This is a genomic window from Pseudomonas sp. IT-P260 (genome assembly GCF_949768395.1).
GTDB classification, from domain to species: Bacteria; Pseudomonadota; Gammaproteobacteria; order Pseudomonadales; family Pseudomonadaceae; genus Aquipseudomonas; species Aquipseudomonas parakoreensis.
Map to the genome: position 1 here is coordinate 252209 of NZ_CATKPO010000044.1, position 22646 is coordinate 274854.

A 22646-nucleotide genomic window follows, 5' to 3' on the forward strand; every position below is an offset into this window, starting at 1 on the left:
AATCGAATCAAGCCAAGGGAATGTCGAGATGGATATCGCGCAGTTCAAACAGCCCACACGACCGAGCCGGATGCCCCGTGGGCAGCAGGGTTTTACCCTGATCGAGATCATGGTGGTGGTGGTGATTCTCGGGATTCTGGCGGCAATGGTGGTGCCCAAGGTGCTCGACCGGCCGGATCAGGCGCGGGCCACGGCGGCGAAGCAGGACATTGGCGGTTTGATGCAGGCGCTGAAGTTGTATCGCCTCGATCACGGCACTTATCCAAGCATGACGCAGGGGCTGAAAGTGCTGGTGGAGCGGCCGGCGGATGCGAAGAACAGCAACTGGCGTTCGTACCTGGAGCGTCTGCCGAATGACCCGTGGGGTCGTCCTTATCAATACCTCAACCCCGGCGCCAACGGCGAGATCGATATCTTTTCCCTCGGTGCCGACGGTCAGCCTGACGGCGACGGCGTAAATGCCGACATCGGTTCCTGGCAGCTGTAAGGCCGGCGATGAACAGCCAATCGAACCAGCAGGGGATGGCGATCATCAGTGCGCTGTTGATTGCGGCGGTGGTCGCGGTGATTGCGGCGGGGATGTTGACCCGGCAGAGCGTTTCGACCCGTGCGCTGGAGGCGGATCAGCAGCGGGTGCAGGGGCGCTGGGTGTTACACGGTGGTCTGGAGATCAGCCGGCAATTGCTCTGGGATGCGCGGCAGCGTGATCCGCTGACCCGGCTCGATCAGCCGTGGGCGCAGCGTTTGAATGCGCACGGTTTCGAGGGGCGGCTGGAGGATGAGCAGGGCAAGTTCAACCTGCGCAATCTGGTGGCCAACGAGCGTGTCGATGAGGCCCAGGTGCAGGCCTTTCAGCGGCTGTGCGAGTTGATCGGCATCAGCGCCGGGTTGAGTCAGCGCATCAGTCAACGGGTGATCGGCTCTTATCCGTATCTGTTGAATCCGCAGATTGCCGAAACCACCACGAGCAAAAACGCCTTTGACAGTGGCCGCGCCACGTCGCCGAATGCGTCGCGCAAGCCACAGCATCCGAAGTTGCCGATGCTGCGCAGTGTTGATGATTTGCGCAGCGTCGAGGGTGTGAATGAGGCGGTCATCGGCAAACTGGCGCCGTACCTGACGGTAATTCCGGCGACTACCTGGCTCAATGGCAATACCGCCACCGCGCCGGTGCTGGCCGCGTATGTGCCGGGGTTGTCGCTGGAGCGCGCGCAGGCGCTGATCAATGAGCGCGATGCCGGGCGCTGGTTCATCAACCGTGGCGATTTCGTCAACCGCTTGCGTATGCCGAATCTGGAGCTGACCAGCGTCAAGGTCGGCATCACCAGTGACTGGTTTCGTCTGCGTGGCGAGGCGCGGCGTGATCAGCGCCGAGTCAGCCTCGATGCGTTGTTGCATCGCAGCGAGGACCGTCTGCCGCAAGTGATCTGGTCGCGGGTGGGCGTATGAGTCAGTTGCGTTTGAGTTTGCCGCCACTGGCGCAGTTGAGTCTCGACAGTGAAATGGACTGCGTATGGCTGGACCGGCAGGGGCAGGTCATTCGTGAGCAGCGCCAGACCTTTAGCCAACTGGGGCAGTCAGCGAAGCAGCCAGCGCTGAGCGTTTTTCTGCACCCGGCGGACAGTCTGCTGGCGAGCATCGACCTGCCGCCATTGCCGGCGAACAAGACCGCAGCGGCGGTGCAATGCGCGGCGCAGGCCTTGATGCTCGGTGACTGCAATGACATGCACATCGCTCACAGTTCGCGGGATGAAGCGGGGCAGGTGCAGATTGCCTGGGCGCCGCGTCAGCGTTTGCAGCATCTCGGGCAATTGCTGAAGCAGACCGGACTGAATCTGCGCGGCTTGTACCCGGCGGCGTACAGCTTGCCGGTGCTGCCGGGCACGGTGGCCTGTCGGCAGGACGGCCATTTGTTGCTGCGCGAAAGCGTGCAAGTGGCGCGGGTGCAGCCGCTGTTCGACGACGAGATTGGCGATTGGCTGCTGAGTTGCGGTACGCCGTTGCACTGGATCGGCTCGACGCCACCGCCGGATGCAGAATTGCCGATGGCCGAGGCGCAACGCTGGACCGGGCCGTTGCCCGGTTGGGGCCTGCACGGCGCGGTGCAACAGCAGCGCAGCGAGCATCGCGGTTGGGGCCGGGCGCTGGGGCTTTGCGCCTTGGCGGTGGCGGTGTGGGTCATCGGCCTGAACCTGTATGCCGCCCGTGAGGCCAGTCAGGGTCAGCAGCTCAAGGCGCAGATGGCGCAACGAGTGAAGCAGGCCTTTCCCGAGTTGCCGGTGATCCTCAATCCGCTGCAGCAGGCCCGTCAGCAATTGGCGGCGCGGCAGAAGGGCGCGGCGGGGGACCCGGCGCAGCCGTTCAATCGGCTGGTGTTGCAGGCCGGCAATGGCATGCCGTTCATGGCCGGCACGGTCGAGCGCCTGACGTTTGTCGACGGCAGCTTGCAGTTGAGTCTGCTGGCCGACGCCCGGCGCAGCGCCAATGACAAGGACAAGGATTGGCAAGCCGCATTGGCCCAGGTCGGGATCAGTGCGACGGCTGACGATGAGGGCTGGCTGCTGCGCCCGAGCGATGAAGTCACCACTCTCGACGACAGCGCTGACGACAGCGGAGCAGAAGATGAATAAGGCATCGCTCGCGGTGTACCGCGCCCGTTGGCAGCGTTTCAGTGCGCAGTTTCAGGTGCGCTGGCAAGCGTTGGCATTGCGCGAGAAACGCATGGTCGGCGGCATGGCGGTGGTGCTGTTGTCGCTGTTGGTGTGGGTCGTACTGATTCAGCCGCCGCTGAAAAAAATCACTTACTGGCAAAGCGAAACGCCGAAGTTGCGTGCGCAGACCGAAGCCCTTGAAGTGCTGTTGCGCGAAGTCAGCGTGCGCCCGGACGGGCAAAGTCTTGCGCAGTCTCTTGAGCAGACGCTGCAGGCCAGCGACCTGGCCGGACACTTTCAATTGCAAGCCGGAGAGGCCGGCGCGTGGCAACTGACGTTCGACGCGGCGCCGGCCGATGCGGTGCTCGACTGGCTGTTGAGCACCCCGGCACAGCTTTCTCTGCAAGTGGTCGAGGCCCGTCTGCAACGCGCCGACAACGCTTCGACCGAAGTCACTGCCGGCACATTGTCAGGCACCGTTCGCATGGATCAGGCGCTGGGCGCTAAGGAAGCTTCATGAAGGGGTCAGGATCCAAACCGGCGCGCATGGCGTTGCCGATGCTGCTGATGGCATTGAGCGCGTGCAGCAACACCACCACGCCGCCGAATCAGCCGTCGTTGCTGGTGGACAGTGAACTCGGTCGGCCACTGGGCAACACCCAGCGCAGCGGTGACGCGCTGCTTGATCGTCAGCGCGCCCAGGCACAAACCGCGCCGCAACCCCGGCAGATGCACAACATCACCGAACGCGCACGCAGTGGCGGCGCCCCACGCGGCAGCACACTGCCGAGCAACCCGCTGGGCGATCAGCCGGTGACGCTGAATTTTGTCGACGCCGATATTCAGGCGGTGGTGCGCGCGTTGTCGCGTTCCACCGGCCAGCAGTTTCTGGTCGATCCTCGGGTCAAGGGCAGCCTGACGCTGGTCTCGGAAGGCCAAGTACCGGCGCGCCAGGCCTACGACATGTTACTGGCGGCGTTGCGCATGCAGGGTTTCAGCGTGGTCGATGTCGGCGGCGTCGCCCAGGTGGTGCCGGAGGCCGATGCGAAACTGCTCGGCGGTCCGATCTACAGCGCCGACAAACCCGCCGGCAACGGCATGCTCACCCGCACCTTTCGCCTGCAATACGAGAACGCGGTGAACCTGATTCCGGTGCTGCGCCCGATCGTCTCGCCGAACAACCCGATCAATGCCTACCCCGGCAATAACACCATCGTGGTTACCGATTACGCCGAGAACCTGACCCGCGTCGCCCAGTTGATCCAGACCATCGACACCCCGAGCGCGATCGACACCGACGTGGTGCAGATCCAGAACGGCATCGCCGCCGACATCGCGCCGATGGTCGCGGATCTGCTCGACGCGCCGGGCAACGATCCAACGCAGAAAATCGCGGTGATCGGTGACCCGCGCTCCAACACCATCATCATCCGCGCCGGCAGCCCCGAGCGCACCGAACTGGCGCGCAACCTGATCTACAAACTCGACAACGCGCAGAGCAATCCGAGCAACCTGCACGTGGTTTATTTGCGTAACGCGCAAGCGGCGAAACTGGCGCAGGCGTTGCGCGGTTTGCTCACCGGCGAAAGCGACAGCGGCACCAGCGACAGTGCGCGATCGGTGCTCAGCGCCATGGGCAGCAATGGCAACAACAATGGCGGTTCGAGCGCGCAGAGCGGCACGCAAAGCAGTGGCAACACCTCGACCACGTCGAGCACTGGCAGTACCGGCGGCAGTTATACGCAGGGCAGCAGTTCGACCAGCAGTGGCGGCAGTCAGGCTAGCGAGCAGAACGTCGCGTTCAGCGCCGGCGGGGTGACGATTCAGGCTGACGCCACCACCAACACTTTGCTGATTTCCGCGCCGGAGCCGTTGTATCGCAACCTGCGCGAGGTCATCGATTTGCTCGACCAGCGCCGTGCGCAAGTGGTGATCGAGAGCCTGATCGTTGAGGTCGGCGAGGACGATGCCAGCGAATTCGGCGTGCAATGGCAGACCGGCAATCTCGGCGGTAAAGGCGTGATTGGCGGGGCGAATCTTGGCGGTTCGGGGATCAATCTCAACGGCAAGACCAGCCTCGATGTGCTGCCGCAGGGTTTGAACCTCGGCTACGTCAACGGCACCGTCGACATCCCCGGCATTGGCAAGATTCTCGACCTGAAAGTGCTGGCCCGGGCGCTGAAGAGCAAGGGCGGCACCAACGTGCTGTCGACGCCGAACCTGCTGACCCTGGATAACGAGGCAGCGAGTATTTTTGTCGGCCAGACCATTCCGTTTGTCAGCGGCAGTTACGTCACTGGCGGCGGGGGCACCAGCAACAATCCGTTCCAGACCGTGACCCGGGAAGAGGTGGGATTGAAGCTGAATGTGCGGCCGCAGATTTCCGAGGGCGGCACGGTCAAGCTCGATATCTATCAGGAAGTCAGCAGCATCGACGAGCGCGCGTCGGCCAGCGCGACGTCGGCGGGGATCGTCACCAACAAACGCGCGATCGACACCAGCATCCTGCTCGACGACGGTCAGATCATGGTTCTCGGCGGCTTGCTGCAGGACGGATACAGCCAGAGCAACGAAGCGGTGCCTTGGCTGGGGACGTTGCCGGGAATCGGTGCGCTGTTTCGCAACGAGCGCCGGGCGATCAGCAAGACCAACCTGATGGTGTTCCTGCGCCCGTACATCATCCGTGACAGTGAAGCGGGGCGCAGCATCACCCTCAACCGCTACGACTTCATGCGCCGCGCCCAGGGCGGCCTGCAACCGGAACGCAGCTGGGCAATGCCGGACATGCAGGCGCCGCAGCTGCCGACGGCGGCGCAGGGGGTGCCGAGTCCGGTTCCGGCTTCGGGACCTCGCGCGACCATCAAAGCGGTGCCGATTCAGTCGGGGCCATCGTTATGAAACACACTCTGAATCTGGTTGATATTCCTGTGGCGAGAGAGCTTGCTCCCGCTGGGCTGCGCAGCAGACCCAAAACCTGCAACCCCGTTCTTCCAGATACACCCTGCATCCCGGATTTACGGGGGCTTCGCCCCCGAGCGGGAGCAAGCTCCCTCGCCACAGGAATGGGGGAGGGCTTTAGATGAGTGCGTTGCCCTACGCCTGGGCCAAGGCCCAGCGCATTCTGTTGTGCGACGGCGTGCTGACCGTATGCCCATCGACCCCCGGCTGGTCGATCAGCGAGGTGCGGCGCCAGTTCGGTGAGACGTCGCTCCGGCGCGTGCGCGACGATGAACTCGACGGCTTGCTCACTACGGCTTACGCGGATACCGGCAGTGCGGCGGCGGTCGTTGGCGCAGCAGAAAACGAAGTCGACCTCGACCGCCTGATGCAGGACATGCCGGAAATCACCGACCTGCTCGACACTCAGGACGGCGCGCCGGTGATCCGCATGATCAACGCCTTGCTCACTCAAGCCGCGCGCGATGAGGCCAGCGACATTCACATCGAACCGTTCGAAACCCATTCGGTGGTGCGCTACCGGGTCGATGGCACCCTGCGCGACGTGGTTTCGCCGCGCAAGGCGCTGCACGGTGCGCTGGTGTCGCGGATCAAGATCATGGCGCAACTCGACATCGCCGAAAAACGCCTGCCGCAGGACGGTCGTATCGCGCTGCGCGTGGCCGGGCGGCCGATCGATATTCGCGTGTCGACCGTGCCCACCGGGCATGGCGAGCGCGTGGTGATGCGCTTGCTCGACAAACAGGCCGGGCGCCTGCATCTGGAAACCCTCGGCATGGACGCGCAGGTGCTGGCCAAACTCGATCAGCTGATCCGCCAGCCCCACGGCATCGTGCTGGTGACCGGCCCCACCGGCAGCGGCAAGACCACCAGCCTCTACGCCGCGCTGGCGCGACTGGATGCCAGCACCAGCAACATCCTCACCGTCGAAGACCCGGTGGAATACGACCTGCCGGGGATCAGCCAGATTCAGGTCAACGCCAAGATCGACATGACCTTTGCCCTGGCGCTGCGGGCGATTCTGCGTCAGGACCCGGACATCATCATGATCGGCGAGATCCGCGATCTGGAAACCGCGCAAATCGCCGTGCAGGCCTCGCTCACCGGGCACCTGGTGCTGGCGACGCTGCACACCAACGACGCGGTGTCGGCGGTCAACCGCTTGATCGACATGGGCGTCGAGCCGTTTCTGCTCGCATCGTCGATGCTCGGGGTGTTGGCGCAACGGTTGGTGCGACGGCTGTGCAATCAGTGCAAGCAGGAAGATCCTGCAGCACCGGGCACGTGGCGGCCAGTGGGCTGCGCTGCCTGCAACCACACCGGTTACAGCGGCCGCACCGGCATCCACGAATTGTTCTGCATTGATGACGACATCCGCACCCTGATTCACCAAGGGGCAGGGGAGCAGGCCTTGCGCGCGGCAGCGGCCAAGGCCGGGATGTTCAGCCTGCGCGAGGACGGCGAGCGCTGGATTCGCAGCGGCGCCACCGCGCCTGAAGAAATCCTCCGTGTGACTCGGGACGCCTGATGAATCGCTATCGTTTTGAAGCCGCCGATGCCAGCGGCAAGATCGAGTCCGGGCACCTGGAGGCGGACAGCCAAGGCGCGGCGTTCAGCGTGTTGCGCAGCCGTGGTTTGACCGCGTTGTCGGTGCACAAGGAAAGTAACGTCGCCCAGCATGGCGGCGGTGGTCTGTTCAGTGCGCGGATGTCGGACAACGATCTGGCCTGGGCCACCCGGCAACTGGCGAGCCTGCTCGGGGCCAGCCTGCCACTGGAGGCGGCGCTCAGCGCGACGGTAGAGCAGGCCGAGAAAAAACACATCGCCCACACGCTCAGCGCGGTGCGCGCCGACGTGCGCAGCGGCATGCGTCTGGCCGAGTCGCTGGCGGCGCGACCACGGGATTTTCCGGAGATCTACCGCGCGTTGATCGCTGCAGGGGAGGAGTCCGGCGATCTGGCGCAGGTGATGGAGCGGCTGGCCGACTACATCGAGGAGCGCAACAACCTGCGCGGCAAGATTCTCACCGCGTTCATCTATCCCGGTGTGGTCGGGCTGGTGTCGATCGGCATCGTGATCTTCCTGCTCAGCTATGTGGTGCCGCAGGTGGTCAGTGCGTTTTCCCAGGCGCGGCAGGACTTGCCGGGGCTGACCTTGGCGATGCTCACCGCCAGTGATTTCATTCGGGCATGGGGCTGGTTGTGTGCGGCGCTGATCGCGGGGGCATTCTGGAGCTGGCGCCTGTACCTGCGCAATCCGGCGGCGCGCTTGAGTTGGCATCATCGGGTGCTGAAATTGCCGCTGATCGGGCGTTTCGTGTTGGGCCTGAACACCGCGCGATTCGCCTCGACCCTGGCGATTCTCGGCGGTGCCGGGGTGCCGTTGTTGCGGGCGCTGGAGGCGGCGCGGCAGACGCTATCCAATGATCGGCTCAGCCTGAGTGTCAGCGACGCCACGGCCAAGGTTCGCGAAGGGGTGAACCTCGCGGCGGCGCTGCGGGTAGAGAACGTGTTCCCGCCGGTGCTGATTCACCTGATCGCCAGCGGCGAGAAAACCGGCGCACTGCCGCCGATGCTTGAGCGGGCGGCGCAGACCCTGTCCCGCGATATCGAACGGCGGGCGATGGGCATGACCGCGTTGCTCGAACCGCTGATGATTGTGGTGATGGGTGGGGTAGTGCTGGTGATTGTGATGGCGGTGTTGTTGCCGATCATTGAGATCAATCAACTGGTCCAATAGTGGTGTGTCTGGTGCTTTGATGGTGTCTGGGCTTGCCCCTTCGCGAGCAGGCTCGCTCCCACAGGGGGAACGCATTTCAACTGTGGGAGCGAGCCTGCTCGCGAAGGGGCCGGTCCGGGCAACAAAAAATCCAGATTTTTTACCAGGACTTCAGCATCACCCGAGCCTCAAAAGAACCATCCTCGGGTTCTCCTTTCTGTCATCTGCAACCACCCCGCAACGGCTGCAGCCAGTTTCCGCCAAACCCACGATCCAGACGCCGCGCAATCCCCCGCAAACACCCGAGAAAACCGCCTGAAAAACCCCGCGCAGCTCCCGAGGTTTTTTCCTTTATCTGTCACCGGAACCTGCGAATTTCTCACTGCGACTTAACCCCGGGCCCCGCTTGCGAAGGTCAGCGGTGAGTCTTCCCAGTGTCATGCAAGACCCCTGAAAACCTGTGTTCACAACCATCGTTGAAAAGGAGATTCTTCATGTTCAAGCGCACTCTGATCGCCGTTTCCCTGACTGTCGCCGCTCTGGCTTCCGCCCAGGCCATGGCCGTTACCGGTGGCGGCGCCACGCTGCCAGCCGCTCTGTACAAAGGTTCGGCCGACAGCATCCTGCCTGCCAACTTCAGCTACGCCGCCGTGGGTAGCGGTGCCGGCAAGACCGCTTTCCTGACCAACAACCCGGCCGGCTTCAGCACCACCGGCACCGTGCATTTCGCCGGTAGCGATTCGATCCTCAGCGCTGCGGAAATCAACACCTACAACACCACCTACGGCGCTTCGTATGGCCCGCTGATTCAACTGCCGTCGGTGGCCACTTCGGTTGCCATCCCGTACAAAAAAGCCGGCCAGACCGCGCTGAACCTGACCAGCGCTCAGCTGTGCGATGCGTTCTCCGGTGCAAAAACCACTTGGGGCCAACTGCTCGGCACGACCGACACCACGCCGATTCGCGTTGTGTACCGCAACGTTTCCAGCGGCACTTCGGAAATCCTCAGCCGTCACTTGAACTCGGTCTGCCCGACTCAGTTCGCCACCAGCTCCACCTTCACCAACGCGCGTCTGCCAGCCGGTTCGGCACTGCCGTCGAACTGGGTCGGCGTCGCCAACACTGCCGATGTCGCCACCGCCGTGAACGCGGTTGACGGTTCGATCGGTTATGTCGGTCCGGACGGTGTCGACGCTACCAGCAACGCTGTTGTTGCTCGCGTCAACGGCGTTCAGCCAACGTCGCTCAACGTCACCCTGGCACTGTCGTCGGTGTCGGCTCCTTCGACCCCAGCCCAGGCTGCAAACCCTGCCAACTGGTCGCCAGTGGTGGCTAACCCGGCTTCGGGTTACAAACTGGCTGCCTACACCAACTTCATCTTCGGTCAGTGCTACAAGGATGCAACCGTGGCCGCGGCCGTCAAAGCCTTCCTGACTCAGCACTACAGCAACCCGGGCAACAACGCCGCGACTCAGGCTCACAAATTCGTCGCCGTGCCTAACGCCTGGAAAACTGCTGTGACCGCCAACTTCATCACCAACACTTCGGGCAACAACCTGGACATCAACAACGCCAGCGTCTGCAACGCTATCGGTCGTCCTTTGTAAGCTCGCGCGGTCGTAACACCGATGACGGCAACCTTGGGGTTGCCGTCATTTTTTTTGGCTCGGATACACGCCGAACATGAAGTTTGTGTGACATCCGTTCGGTCGCGCCCCTCGCCAACGGCCTATGTCGTAACAGCAGGTTTTTGCAGGCCTGCGGCATCTTTGGCAACCAAAGTGTGGCAATCAAAAAGGATCTCGTAGTGATGCTCGCTCGCCCATCCCGTCGTACCAACGTTCTGTCCTCCAAGCGTGAAACCGTCGAACCGTCGCTGTGGTTGCTCAAACCGTTGGCGCACGCGGTGGCGTTGTGTCTGGTGGCGGGCAGTGCGCAGGCGCAGACGGCGTTCAGTTCGAGCTGGTTTGCCGCCAAGGGTGCAGCGCAACAGGCCGCAGCGGCGCGTCCGAGCGTTGGCGGATTGCCGGGGATGACACCGCCATTGGCCCAGCAACAAAAAGCCAATGCGCAATTGCAGCGTTCGATCCAGACCCTGAACAACACCGTCGCCGCGATTGCCGCGCAACAAGCGGCGCAGGCGGCCGGACGCACGGCGGCGTTGGGCACGGTACAGTTTGTGCCGGACGGTCTGGGCGAGGGCGGTTTGAAAGTCGATAACAGCCTGACCCAGGGTTGGCAGAACGCCAAGGGCCCGCAACAGACCCAGGCCGACGGCAAGACCACGGTGAAGATCGAGCAGACCGCCGACAAGGCGATCCTCAACTGGGAAACCTTCAACGTCGGCCGCAACACCACCGTTGAATTCGCCCAGCAGTCGAACTGGGCAGTGCTCAACCGCGTCAACGACCCGAATGCCCGGGCCAGCCAGATTCAGGGCCAGATCAAGGCCGACGGCACGGTGATGCTGATCAACCGCAACGGCATCGTGTTCAGCGGCGGCAGTCAGATCAACGTGCGCAACCTGGTGGCAGCAGCGGCGAATATCACCGATATCCAGTTCCGCGATCGAGGTCTGTATTTCGACAGCACCGGCACCCAGCCGACCTTCACCGATGCGGCCGGCAAAGTGTTGGTGGAACGTGGTGCCTCCATCGACACCCACAAGCCGGCATCGTCTACCGCTGCCGGGGGTTATGCCTTGCTGCTCGGCAGCGAGGTACAGAACGACGGCAGTATTAGCACCACCAAGGGCCAGACCGTGCTCGCCGCTGGTGATCGTTTCTACATCCGCAAGGGCTCGGGCACCGAGGGCAATGCGCTGTCCACCACATTCGGCAGCGAAGTCATTCCCGGCTTCAAGGCCGGTGCCGTTGCGGGCAAAGTCACCAACAACGGACTGATCCAGTCGTCTACCGGCGACATCACTCTGACGGGTCACGAGGTCGTGCAAAACGGCGTATTGCTCGCCAGCACGTCAGTGGCGACGCGGGGCACGATTCACCTCACCAACCCGATCACCGATACCAACGGCAGCGTGACGCTGGGGCAGGGCAGTGCGACGGCGATCATGCTCGACAGCAGCGACATGACCGCCCTCGACAGCCAGCATCAGGCCGCGCTGACGGGCGTCACGGCCAATAACCGGATCCGTAGCGATCAGTCACGCGTCGAGATTCAGAGCGGCGGCAGTGTCGAGTTCCAGAGCGGTTCGATCACCCTGGCCACTGGCGGCCAGGTTGCGGTCAATGCACAACGCCGCAGCCTGGTGCGCGACGGTGCAATGATCGATGTGTCCGGTGCCCTCGGCGTCAAAGTGGCGATGGAAAACAACAGCATCAAGATCAACGTGCAAGGCAACGAGCAGCGCGATGCCTCGGTCAACCGCGAGAAAGGCGCGCTCAACAGCAATGACATCTGGGTCGATGTGCGCGATCTGGTGTACGTGCCAGCCGGCACCAACGGCTACGCCACGGATCGCTGGTACACGGCGGGCGGTTTGCTCGAAGTCGGCGGTTATCTGGGCACTCAAGGGCACAGCGTCGGCGAATGGATGGCTCAGGGCGGCATAGTGAGTTTTGCCGGCAACGACGTGGTGACTGAAAAGGGTTCGCTGATCAACCTGTCCGGCGGCACCCTGGATGTGCAGAGCGGCGAGATCCGCCAGAGCTGGCTGCGTGGCGCCGACGGCAAGCTGTATGAAGTGTCGCGCGCGCCGGGGGATCTGCTCTACACCGGCCTGTACAAAGGCTATGAAGACAGCAGCGACCGCTGGGGTCAGACCAGCTATTACTACAGCCCGCTGATCGCTCCGCGTTCACGCTTCGAATCGGGTTACACCGTGGGTCGCGACGCCGGACAACTGGTGATCGCCACGACCAATGCGGTACTCGACGGGCAAATGATCGGCGAGGTGTATCAGGGCGAACGGCAGAATCAGGCGCCGAAACCGCTGCTCGACGGCTATCAGCAGAGCCAGACCGCGCTGGCCCGGCGGGCGCAGTTGATCGTCGGCAGTTACGACCCGACCTTCGTCGCGGCGTCGAATGGCCTGCTCTATACCCTCAATCCATTGCTCGATCAGGTGCAGATCGGTGGCGCCCGCCCGGTTGCCGGCAGTGATCTGAACCTGAGCGCCGCAGTGTCCGAGTCGCGCAAGGGCAAGTTGTATCTGGACAACGATCAACTCAATGGTTTCCGGCTCGGTGCGCTCAAGGTCGCGGCCAGCGAACAGATCGTCGTGGACGGCGCGTTCACGGTCGATACTGGTGGCGACATCACCCTGTATTCCCCGGATGTGCAGATCGGCGCCGAACTGACCGCGCGTGGCGGTAGTCTGCACTTGGGCAACGTGCTCAATCAGTTTCTCAGTAGCGATACCGCTGACACTCGGCTCACGGCGAAGGTCGGCAAGGCGACGCAAGTCACTGTGGCCGAAGGTGTGCAACTCGATACCCGTGGTGTATGGAGCAACCTGCGCAGCAACCCGGACGACGGTGCGAGCCTGGCGTCTCTCAATGGTGGCCTGGTATCGATCCGCAGCAGCGGCGATATCGACCTTGGCGCGCGCAGCCTGCTCGATGTTTCCTCCGGTGGCGCTGTGCTGGCCAACGGCAAGACCCGGGGTGGCAAGGGCGGCGACCTGACGCTGGAATCCAGTGCGATTTCGGCGCCCGGTGAAACCCACCTGAACCTTGCGGGCGATCTGCGTGGCTACGGTGTCACGGGCGGCGGCACGCTGACGGTGCAGGCCAACAGGATTCTCATCGGTCAGACCGACAAGGCGCTGGCCGACAATACCCTGCAGCTGTCTGCCGATCTGTTGCGCAAGGGCTTTTCCGCCTACAACCTGATTGGCCTGAATGGGCTGGACGTTGCTGAAGGTACGGCGATCGATGTGCACATGCCGGTGTACCGTTTCGCTGATGCCGCGCCGAATCAGGTCAGTGGTGTCGATCCGCAAACGGCGCTGGAGCTGTGGACGCCGACGCTGTTCCAGGAAAACCCGACCAAGGGCGTGCTGACCCAACGCGCCGGCGCCAGCCTGACGTTGCAGGGCGGGGCCAGCCTGATCGGTTTGATCGATGCCGCCAACAGCCCCCTGACCCTGGGCCGCGGTTCGCGGATCAGCGTCGATCCGGGGCAGAGCATCAAACTGCGCGGTGCCGGGCAGATCACCGTGGAAGGTGAACTGAATGCCTGGGGCGGCACGATTGATATCCGTCAGCAACAGTTCGGTTCGAACAAACCGGCGACCGCCATTGTCGTGGCCGATCCGAACGCTCATGACCGTTCCATCTGGATCGGTGAACAGGCGGTGCTGGATGTCGCCGGACGCGCCACTACGGCAGTCGATGCGCTGGGCCGCACTTACGGTCAGGTCGGCAAGGGCGGCAGCATCATCATCGGCGGAGAAATCGATGCGAAACTGGCTACAGCCACGGCCGCCGATGCTTATGTGATCGTCCGTGAAGGCGCCCGGCTGGAGGCTTCCGGCAGCGAAACCGTTCTGGATATCGCCGGCCAGGGGCCGACCCGCGTCGCAACCGACGGCGGGCGGATCAGCCTGAGCTCCTACAACGGCCTGTTCGTTGAGGGCAACCTGCGTGCAGCGGCGGGCGGTGTCGGGGCTGCCGGCGGTCGTCTGGACATTGCGCTTGAGACACCGCTGTACGTTGACTCGGCAAGCAATGCCGTGCGGGCGCCGCGAGAGATGATCATTGGCCAGACACCTGCGGACAAACCGCTCGCGCCGGATCTGCGTCCGGGCGAGGGCGCCGCTGGCCTGCGCTACGGTCAGACGCGCTTGAGCGCAGACGGCCTGATGGCGGGCGGCTTCGATAACCTGAGCCTGTTGAGCAACGGTTTGCTGTCGTTTGACGGCGACGTCAATCTGCACATGAACCAGAGCCTGACGCTGTACGCCGGGGCGTTGTCGCTGGCTGACGCCTCCGCGAGTACGACCCGCGTCGATTTGAGCGCGCCGTACCTGCGTCTGTCCGGCGTGGGCACTTACCACGCCGGCTTCGGCCTGATACGGCCGCGATTGACCAATAATCCGACGACACAATTGTCGGACGCGACCTTCAACGCATCAGCCGACCTGCTGGATGTGGGCAATGGCCTGTCGTTCGGTACACAGGGTTCGATCCTGCAACTCGGCGCGCCGGCGGTTGCGTATGGCCGACGGGCATTTGGTCAGGTGAACCTCGACAGTCGTGGCGATCTGCGTTTCCTCGCGCCCAACGACGGTGCCGAAAAAACCCGGTTGTGGACGCCGGGTGACTTGAACCTCGGTGCTGCACAAATCTATCCCGCCAGTGATGTCCAGGCGGAAGTGCGCGTTGGCTATCAGGGCGCCGTTGCGGTGTCCGACCATACGCTGCGGATCAGCAGCCACGGTGCGGCACCCGCTGAGGTGCCGTATTCGGTATTCGGCAATCTGAGTTTTTCCGCGGCGTACATCGAGCAGGGCGGGGTGGTGCGGGCCCCGCTGGGCAAGATTGTTCTGGGTGACGATTTGCAGACCACCAGTCATGAGGTTCGACTGCTTTCGGGCAGCACCACGTCGGTCAGCGGCGCCGGTCTGGTCATGCCATACGGTGGCACCACGGACGGCATCGACTATCTCTACAACGGTAAATCGGTGGTGTTGAACGGCATCACGGGCGATAAAAACGGCGTGGCGATCGGTGGGCAATACATCGAGGTGCAGAACGGTGCGCTGATCGATCTGTCCGGCGGTGGCGATCTTCGCGGCGCCGGTTTCATTTCCGGACGCGGCGGTTCTACCGATGCGCGCTTCAATCCGCTGGTGCGCAATGCCACCGATGGCACCTTCAGTCTGCCGGGGCTGGCGAGTAATCCGGTCTACGCCATCGTGCCGGGCAATCAGAGCCGTTACGCGCCGATCCTGGCCGAAGCCGGAGCGGTCGATCCGCGCATCGGCCAGCAGGTCACTATTGGCGCCGGCGTGCCGGGGCTGGCGGCGGGGACTTACACACTGCTGCCGTCCACCTTTGCCTTGTTGCCGGGCGCGTTCCGGGTCGAGGTCAACGGTCAGGCGACGCCAGCTGCGACGACGGCAGCGTTGCAGCTGCGCAACGGTTCGTGGACCAGCAGCGGGCAGATGTCGATTGCCAACACCGGACTGCGCGACAGTCTGGCCAGTCAGGTGATCCTGACGTCGGCTGACGTGCTGCGCCGTTACTCGCAGTACAACGAAACGACCTTCACTCAGTTCATCCGCAGCGATGCCGCCCGGCGCGGCGTGCCGCGTGCGTTGGCGCCAATGGACGGCAAGGTGCTCGATCTGCGCCTGAGCACGGGTGGCAAGCAAGAGACTGCGTTGCAGTTCGATGGGCGAGCGCTGTTTGATGCCGCCGAAGGCGGGCTGATCGGCACGGCGGCGCTACGCGGTGGTTACGCCGGCGCCGAGTTCGAGGTGCTCGGTGCGGGGGATGCGCCGACGCCGGGTTTCAGTGGCGTGTCGGTGTACGCCGACACGCTGAACAACCTCAATGCCGGACGTCTGACGCTTGGTGCGCTGCCGGAGGTGATTTACAACACGACCGGCAACATCATCAAGTTCGTGGGGACCTCGGACAACATCACGCTGCGTGAAGGGGCCATCCTGTCTGCGCCGGAAGTCGTGTTGCGCACCACCTCGACCACCGGTGGCATCACGGTCGAAGCGGGCGCCGGGATCAACACCCTGGGGCGTGGCAATGTGGCCTTCGATTCGATGTCCGGCTACCTCTTCCAGCCGCAAGCCTCGAGTCTGTTGGTGGTGTCCAACGGCTGGACCCATGTGCTGGCGCCGGAAGCGGCCAGCGGCATCAGCGGTGCGGGCAGCATCCGGATTGGCGTGTGTGCCTCGTCACCCTGCAACGATCCGGCGCTGCTCTATTCGAACGGCAGTATTACGGCGGCGACGGACAATCAGTTCGAACTGGGTGAAGTGGTACGTTTCGGCACGCGCCGACTGGCACTGGCAGTGGGCTCGGTCAACGCCGGCAGCGCGGATGCGCTGGCGGCGGCCGGCAGTCGCGTGCCGGCCGGTCTAACGCTGAACCAGAACGTACTCGACCGCTTGCTGCGCGGTGATACGCAGTTTGACGCGCCAGCGCTGGAAACCCTGAGCCTGACCACCCGCGATGCCTTCAATTTCTACGGCAGCGTGAGCCTCGACACAATCGATCCGCAGACCGGCCAAAGCAAACTGCAGAACCTGGTGCTGGTCACCCCGGCGATCTACGGTCTGGGCGATGCCAGCGATGTGGCGAGCATCCGCACCGCCAACCTGATCTGGAACGGCGCGACGCAAAGTGCCGGCAGCGTCATTACCGGTGGCGCCGGTACGGGCAGCGGCACACTGGACATTCAGGCCCAGCGGATCGAGCTGGGTTACGGCCCGATGCCTCAGGCCAGCGGGCTGGATCAGAACAATCGTCTGGCGCTGGGTTTTGCCAACGTCAACCTCAGCGCCAGCGAGCGCATCACCGCCAATCACAAGGGCAGCCTGGCGGTGTATCAGGAGCAGGGCGCGTACGATCCGCTCAAGGGTTACCGCTACAGTGGCGGCAATCTGAACCTGCGCACGCCGTTGCTCACCGGTGAGGCGGCATCGGTCAGCCTGCTCAAGGCCGGCAACAGCCTGACGCTCAGCGGCGCCGGGGCTGTCGGGGTGGCGAATGCTTTGGGTGCGGAGTTGAACCTTGAAGCCCGCGATATCGTGCTGGACAGCCGTATCGCCTTGGCCAGCGGCAAGTTGACCGTCAAGTCCGAGGGCGATTTGACGCTGGGCACTCGTGCCGTGCTGGACATGGCCGGGCGGACCTTGCCGTTCAACGATGTCAGCAAATACAGCTGGGGCGGCGACGTATCGCTGTACAGCGCCAACGGCAATATCCGTCAGGCCGCGGGCTCGCGGATCGACCTGTCGGCGAAGAATAATCAGGCCGGTAATCTCAGCGTCGTAGCCTTGGCCGACGCGGCCGGGATGGTCGATCTGCAAGGCGAGATTGTCGGCGGCAGCAGCGGTTACTACGACGCCGGAGGCACGTTGGTGCCGTACAAGGCCGGTGGCGTGGACATTCGCGCGCAGCGCCTGGGCGGTGACCCTACCGAGCAGTTCGCCGCGCTCAACCAGCGCTTGAATGCCGGGCAGGTTTACGGCAGCCGCAGCCTGCAACTCAAACAAGGCAACCTGGTGATCGGCGACGGTCTCAAGGCCGGTGAGGTCAATGTGTCGGTGGACAATGGCAGCCTGACGGTGGCCGGTCTGATCGATGCCAGCGGCGAGCGTGTCGGCAGCATTCGCCTGTCGGCGAAAAATGGCCTGACCCTGGCTGGCAGCAGCGTACTCGATGCCCATGGTCGCGTGCTGCGGGTCGACAGCTACGGCAAGATCATCGATGCGCCGAACCGCGCCACGGTCGAACTGAATTCCGGCGATGGCTTGCTCACGCTGGGCAGCGGCGCGCGCATCGACCTGCGCCACGGCACTGATGCCGTGCCCGGTTTCCTCGCCGGGCAACACGATGGAATGCTGCGCGGCACACTGGAGCTGAACGCGCCGCGTCTGGGCAGCAATGACATCGCCATCGACGCCAGCGGTGTGTTGACCATTCAGGGCGCACGGTCCATCGGTCTCAATGGTTTGCGCCGCTATACCGATGCCCGCGATGGCGTCGATCCGGCGGTCAGTGGCCGACCGTATCAGGTGATTGATCAGGCCATGCTCGAACGCATTCACGGCGACAGCAATGATTTTATCAACGCCGCACTGGGCAACAACGATCTGTTGCAACGCAAACTCGCCGGGCTGAATAACGCCACTTACGCCGACGTGTTCCATCTGCGCCCCGGAGTGGAAATCGCCAGCAAGACTGCCGACGGTGATCTGGTGGTGGAGGGCGATCTGGATTTGTCCGGTTATCGCTACGCCAGTCTCAATCCACACACGCAGCAGAATCCCTCCGTATATGGTTCCGGGGAAGCGGGCAGCCTGGTGATTCGCGCCGGTGGCAACCTCGATATTTACGGCAGCATCAACGACGGGTTCGCGCCGCCGCCGGAAACCCAGGACGATGCCGGCTGGAAACTGATTGCCGGTGTGCAGCCGTTCGGTGGCGACCTGATCGTGCCGGGCAGCGGTGTTTCGCTGGCCGAAGGAACACAGTTCCCGATAGGCGTCACGCTCAATTACGACGTGACCCTTCAGGGCGCGGTGTTGGCCAGCGGCACGTTGCTGCCGACTCAGGCAGTGTTGGCTGAGGCGTATACCTTCAGCGCCGGCACCGTGCTGGCGGGGGCGATCCACGACAGCAACGGTAATCTGCTGTTCGCCGCCGGTACGCTGCTCAGCGACAGCGTGACGTTGCCTGCCGACACCCGCCTGGGCGCCGGGATCCGTTTGAACAAGGCCACCGCCCTGCAAGCGATGAACTGGCCCAAGGGTGTGCCGTTGCCCAGCGTTTACGATGCAGACCTGACGACGTTCTCCGGGGTGAAGTTAAAGGGCGAACTGGCCTTGTTGCGCGGTTCGCTGATTCCGTCGATGACCGATGTGAAGCTCGCCGAAGGCACTTCGCTGATCGAGTTGCGCCCGTTCAACGGCACACAACAAGGCAAGAACTGGGCGCTGGCCAGCATGCTGCCGTCGGGCAGTGCCTCATGGTCGATGCGTGTGGTCGCCGGTGCAGATCTTGCTGCGGCCGACAGCCGTGCGGTCAAACCGCTGACCCCTGAAGGCAATCTGCGGCTGGCGGACAGTCATTACGGCGTCAACATCACCACGGCGGCGGGCAAGCTGGTCTGGGCTCCGGACAATCCCTTCTTTACCCCCTACGAGCCGGTCCCTGATGACATGCTCGAGTACTGTCAGCAGATTGCCGACTTGTGCGTACCCATGGCCCGGTGGGTCTGGGCGCCAGGCAGCGGAATGGGGCCGGACTACGAACCGGTTCCCGAGGAGGCTCAATTCATTTGTGATCTGCAGCCAGAGCTGTGCATCGGCAACAATCCCGGGAAAACGGCCAAGGCCCATATGCAGATGTTCAGTGTTCTGCGCACCGGCACGGGTGATCTCGACCTGATCGCCGCAGGCAACCTGAGCATGGATTCGCCTTTCGGCGTGTACACCGCCGGCACCCAGTCAGCGAATATCGATCCGCTCTATAACCAGCCGCGCGGGCATCTTTCGGATAACAATTCGGTGTTGGGCACGGCCGGTGCCGCTTATGAAAAATGGGTCGACGGTGGCAGCGACAGCCTCTACCAGGCCTGGTATCCGCAATTGGGCGGCAATCTGCACATCAATGCCGGTGGCTCGGTTTCCGGTGATTCCGTCGGCACAAAAGCACAATCGGTGAATGGCGGTTTCCGCGAACAGATCGCCAGTGCGTCAGTGGGCAACTGGTTGTGGCGCCAAGGCACGGGCAACCCGGATGTGCCCACAGCGTGGTGGATCAACTTTGGCAGTTACGCGACTCGGTTGATGACGCCTGACGGTAATACCGAACCTTATCTGGTGGGCTTCACCGGATTCGGCACCCTGGGCGGCGGCAACATCAGCCTGCGTGCCGGTGGCGACGCCGGGATGCTCAGACCGTTGGGCGATGCGGTCAATTATCCGCGCAGCCAGGGGCTGATCGTTGCCGTGGGCAGCACCGGGCGTGTCGCCGACGATGGCAGCGTGCAGATGACCGGCGGTGGCGATATGGACATTCGCATCGGCGGCGCATTCAACCCATCGCTGCAAGCGCGGGCCGGGGATAACGGGACTCAGCCGCCGAGGCACGACCTGCAAGGCGCACTGATCAACTTGCGCGGTGCCGCGCAATTGACCGGAGGGGCGCTGGGCGGCATCAATCTGCAATACGGTGCCAGCTCGCAGTTGCATGATGTCCGTGAAACCCGACCGCTGGATCCGTTCACCTCGACGACCAGCAACGCTTCTGGTGGCCTGGTGCTGATTCCCGGAGACTCCGGCATGAGTCTCAGCACCCGTGGTGATCTGGTATTGGGGGGGGCGGCCGATCCCGGTCGTGTGAGCCAATTCAACGCCACGCCACTGCTCGATAGCGACGCTAATATCCTTACCGGCGGCATCCTGAGCGGCTTCTCACTGTGGACCGATCACACCGCCATCGATCTGTTTTCCGCCGGCGGCAATCTCACGCCCAGCACTCAGTTGGCGCAGGTCGATGGGAGTCTGTCTCCTGTGAGCGGCGCCAATACCTCGCCCACCGATGGTCGTTTTGTCTACCCGGCGATTCTTCGGGCCGTTGCCGCTCAAGGTTCGATTTATGCGGGGCCATCTGCGGCTTACGGGGTCGGCAATGCTGCGCCGAAAACCGCGTATTCCCTGCTTTTGGCGCCTTCTCCATCCGGGCAACTCGAACTGTTGGCGGGCGATTCCATCTATGCCGGCGGCTACGCAATCAATCAGTCCGGTGCCAGCCCGCTGGCCATCGCCACCCCGTTCAGGCCGTCATTCCTCGCCTTTTCCAGCAATAACCCCAACAAGCCTCTCAACAGCAACTACGGCAGTGACGGTGTTAAACCGGATGGTAATTCGCGTTATCCATTGTTCGCTTTTGGGCCCGACAGCTATTCCGGTTTGAGTGATGTGCAGGGGCCCGCACGGTTCTATGCCCTGACCGGCGATCTGGTAGGGATACGCAGTGGCGAGACGTTGAGTTTCGATACTTCGAAACGCACTTGGTACGAAGCAGCAGGCCCTGTCTGGATGATTGCCGGCCGTGACATCGTGGCATCCGGAACCCACCTGGGCCAACCGACAGCCGTGCAGCCCGATGAGATGGGCGTGGGTCGGGAAGGCATTACCTCGACCGGCAACCTGTTCGTTCATAACAATCCGCGAGATATATCGCGGGTGTCGGCGGGTCGCGACATTCTCTACAGCAGCTTCGATATCGCCGGCCCTGGCACGCTGGATATCAATGCCGGGCGCAATATCCTGATGGAAAATCGCGCCAGCATTACCAGTCTCGGCGCGATAGTGGCCGGGGATACGCGACCCGGTGCCAGCGTGGTATTGCAGGCGGGCGTGGGCGCACAGGGGCCGGATTACACAAGGTTCATCGCGCGTTACCTGAACCCGCAGAACCTTGCCAATCCGAATGCCGCTCTCAACGATCAGCCGGGTAAAGTGGTCAAGACCTACCTCGACGAGTTGCAGAGCTGGCTGACCCTCGGCTACGGCTTCAGCGGCAACGCGGAGCAGGCACAGGCGTTCTACGCCGCGCTGCCGAGTACCGAGCAGGCGACTTTCGCCCGTCAGGTGTACTTCGCCGAACTGCGTGCGGGCGGCCTGGAGTACAACGACGTCGATGGCCCGCGCAAAGGCAGTTACCTGCGTGGTCGCAACGCCATTGCGGCGCTGTTCCCGAGCACTGATGTGGCGGGCAATCCGATCCGCTACGACGGCGACATCACGCTGTACGGCGGCGCCGGGGTCAAAACCCTGTTCGGCGGCGATATCCAGATGCTCACGCCGGGCGGCGGTCAGGTGTTCGGCATCGAAGGCGCAGCTCCACCGTCCACCGCCGGGATCATCACCCAGGGGTCGGGCAACATTCAGCTCTACTCGCAGGGCAGCATTCTGCTGGGGCAGAGCCGGATCATGACCACCTTCGGTGGTTCGATTCTCGGCTGGTCGGCCGAGGGCGACATCAACGCCGGTCGCGGCTCAAAAACCACCGTGGTCTACACCCCGCCAAAACGCGTCTATGACACTTGGGGCAACGTGACGCTATCGCCATCGGTGCCGAGCACCGGTGCCGGTATCGCCACCCTTAACCCCATCGCCGAGGTGGCGCCGGGCGATATCGACCTGATCGCGCCGCTGGGCACCATCGACGCCGGGGAGGCGGGGATTCGTGTCTCGGGCAACGTCAACATCGCCGCGCTGACGGTGGTCAACGCTGCCAACATCGCCGTGCAAGGCAAAACCAGTGGCGTACCGGTGGTGGCGGCGGTGAACACCGGGGCGATCACCTCGGCCAGTTCGGCGGCGTCTTCGGCAACCCAGGCCGCTGAGGACGTGGCCCGTCAGCAGCAGGCAGCAGCGCGACAGAACCAGGCTTCGGTGTTCACCGTGCAGGTGCTGAGTTTCGGTAACGAGCAACTGGCGCCAAACCGCGATGGCGCCAGCCGTGCGCCGACGACCGGATACAACCCGGACAGCCCGGTGCAGGTGCTGGGCGCCGGGGCGCTGGATGAACAGGCGAAGCAGCAGCTGACCGAGGAGGAACGGGGGCAGCTGACGTTGTAAAGGACTCTCGTGTAGTA

Annotated in this window: 9 protein-coding genes; all 9 read left to right on the forward strand. The window is 63.4% G+C overall.

Features of this window, described 5'->3' with window-relative positions; translation table 11 throughout:
* Positions 1-28: 28 nt before the first annotated feature.
* Positions 29-487 (forward strand): type II secretion system major pseudopilin GspG, encoded by a 459-nt coding sequence (gspG, locus tag ACM6HV_RS27180; RefSeq protein ID WP_121185085.1) that lies wholly within the window; start codon positions 29-31, stop codon positions 485-487.
* 8 nt (positions 488-495) lie between these two features.
* On the forward strand, positions 496-1449 hold the full coding sequence (gspK, locus tag ACM6HV_RS27185; RefSeq protein WP_414905770.1) for a type II secretion system minor pseudopilin GspK: 954 nt from the start codon (positions 496-498) through the stop codon (positions 1447-1449).
* Positions 1446-2630, forward strand: coding sequence for a type II secretion system protein GspL (gene gspL / locus ACM6HV_RS27190; protein ID WP_414905771.1), 1185 nt, complete (start codon positions 1446-1448; stop codon positions 2628-2630). Before gspK ends, gspL begins: the two co-directional genes overlap by 4 nt.
* Positions 2623-3171, forward strand: coding sequence for a type II secretion system protein GspM (gene gspM / locus ACM6HV_RS27195; protein WP_414905772.1), 549 nt, complete (start codon positions 2623-2625; stop codon positions 3169-3171). Before gspL ends, gspM begins: the two co-directional genes overlap by 8 nt.
* Positions 3168-5549, forward strand: coding sequence for a type II secretion system secretin GspD (gene gspD, locus ACM6HV_RS27200; RefSeq protein ID WP_414905773.1), 2382 nt, complete (start codon positions 3168-3170; stop codon positions 5547-5549). The genes gspM and gspD overlap by 4 nt, the downstream gene beginning before the upstream one ends.
* A gap of 181 nt (positions 5550-5730) precedes the next feature.
* Entirely contained in the window at positions 5731-7137 is a 1407-nt protein-coding gene (gspE, locus tag ACM6HV_RS27205; RefSeq protein ID WP_414905774.1) for a type II secretion system ATPase GspE, read from the forward strand.
* Positions 7137-8348 (forward strand): type II secretion system inner membrane protein GspF, encoded by a 1212-nt coding sequence (gene gspF, locus ACM6HV_RS27210; RefSeq protein WP_414905775.1) that lies wholly within the window; start codon positions 7137-7139, stop codon positions 8346-8348. Before gspE ends, gspF begins: the two co-directional genes overlap by 1 nt.
* Before the next feature lie 473 nt (positions 8349-8821).
* Positions 8822-9934 (forward strand): substrate-binding domain-containing protein, encoded by a 1113-nt coding sequence (locus ACM6HV_RS27215; protein ID WP_414905776.1) that lies wholly within the window; start codon positions 8822-8824, stop codon positions 9932-9934.
* Between the two features lie 203 nt (positions 9935-10137).
* Positions 10138-22629: a filamentous haemagglutinin family protein gene (locus ACM6HV_RS27220; protein ID WP_414905777.1), complete on the forward strand. Its 12492-nt coding sequence runs from the start codon at positions 10138-10140 to the stop codon at positions 22627-22629.
* The last annotated feature ends 17 nt before the right edge of the window (positions 22630-22646 follow it).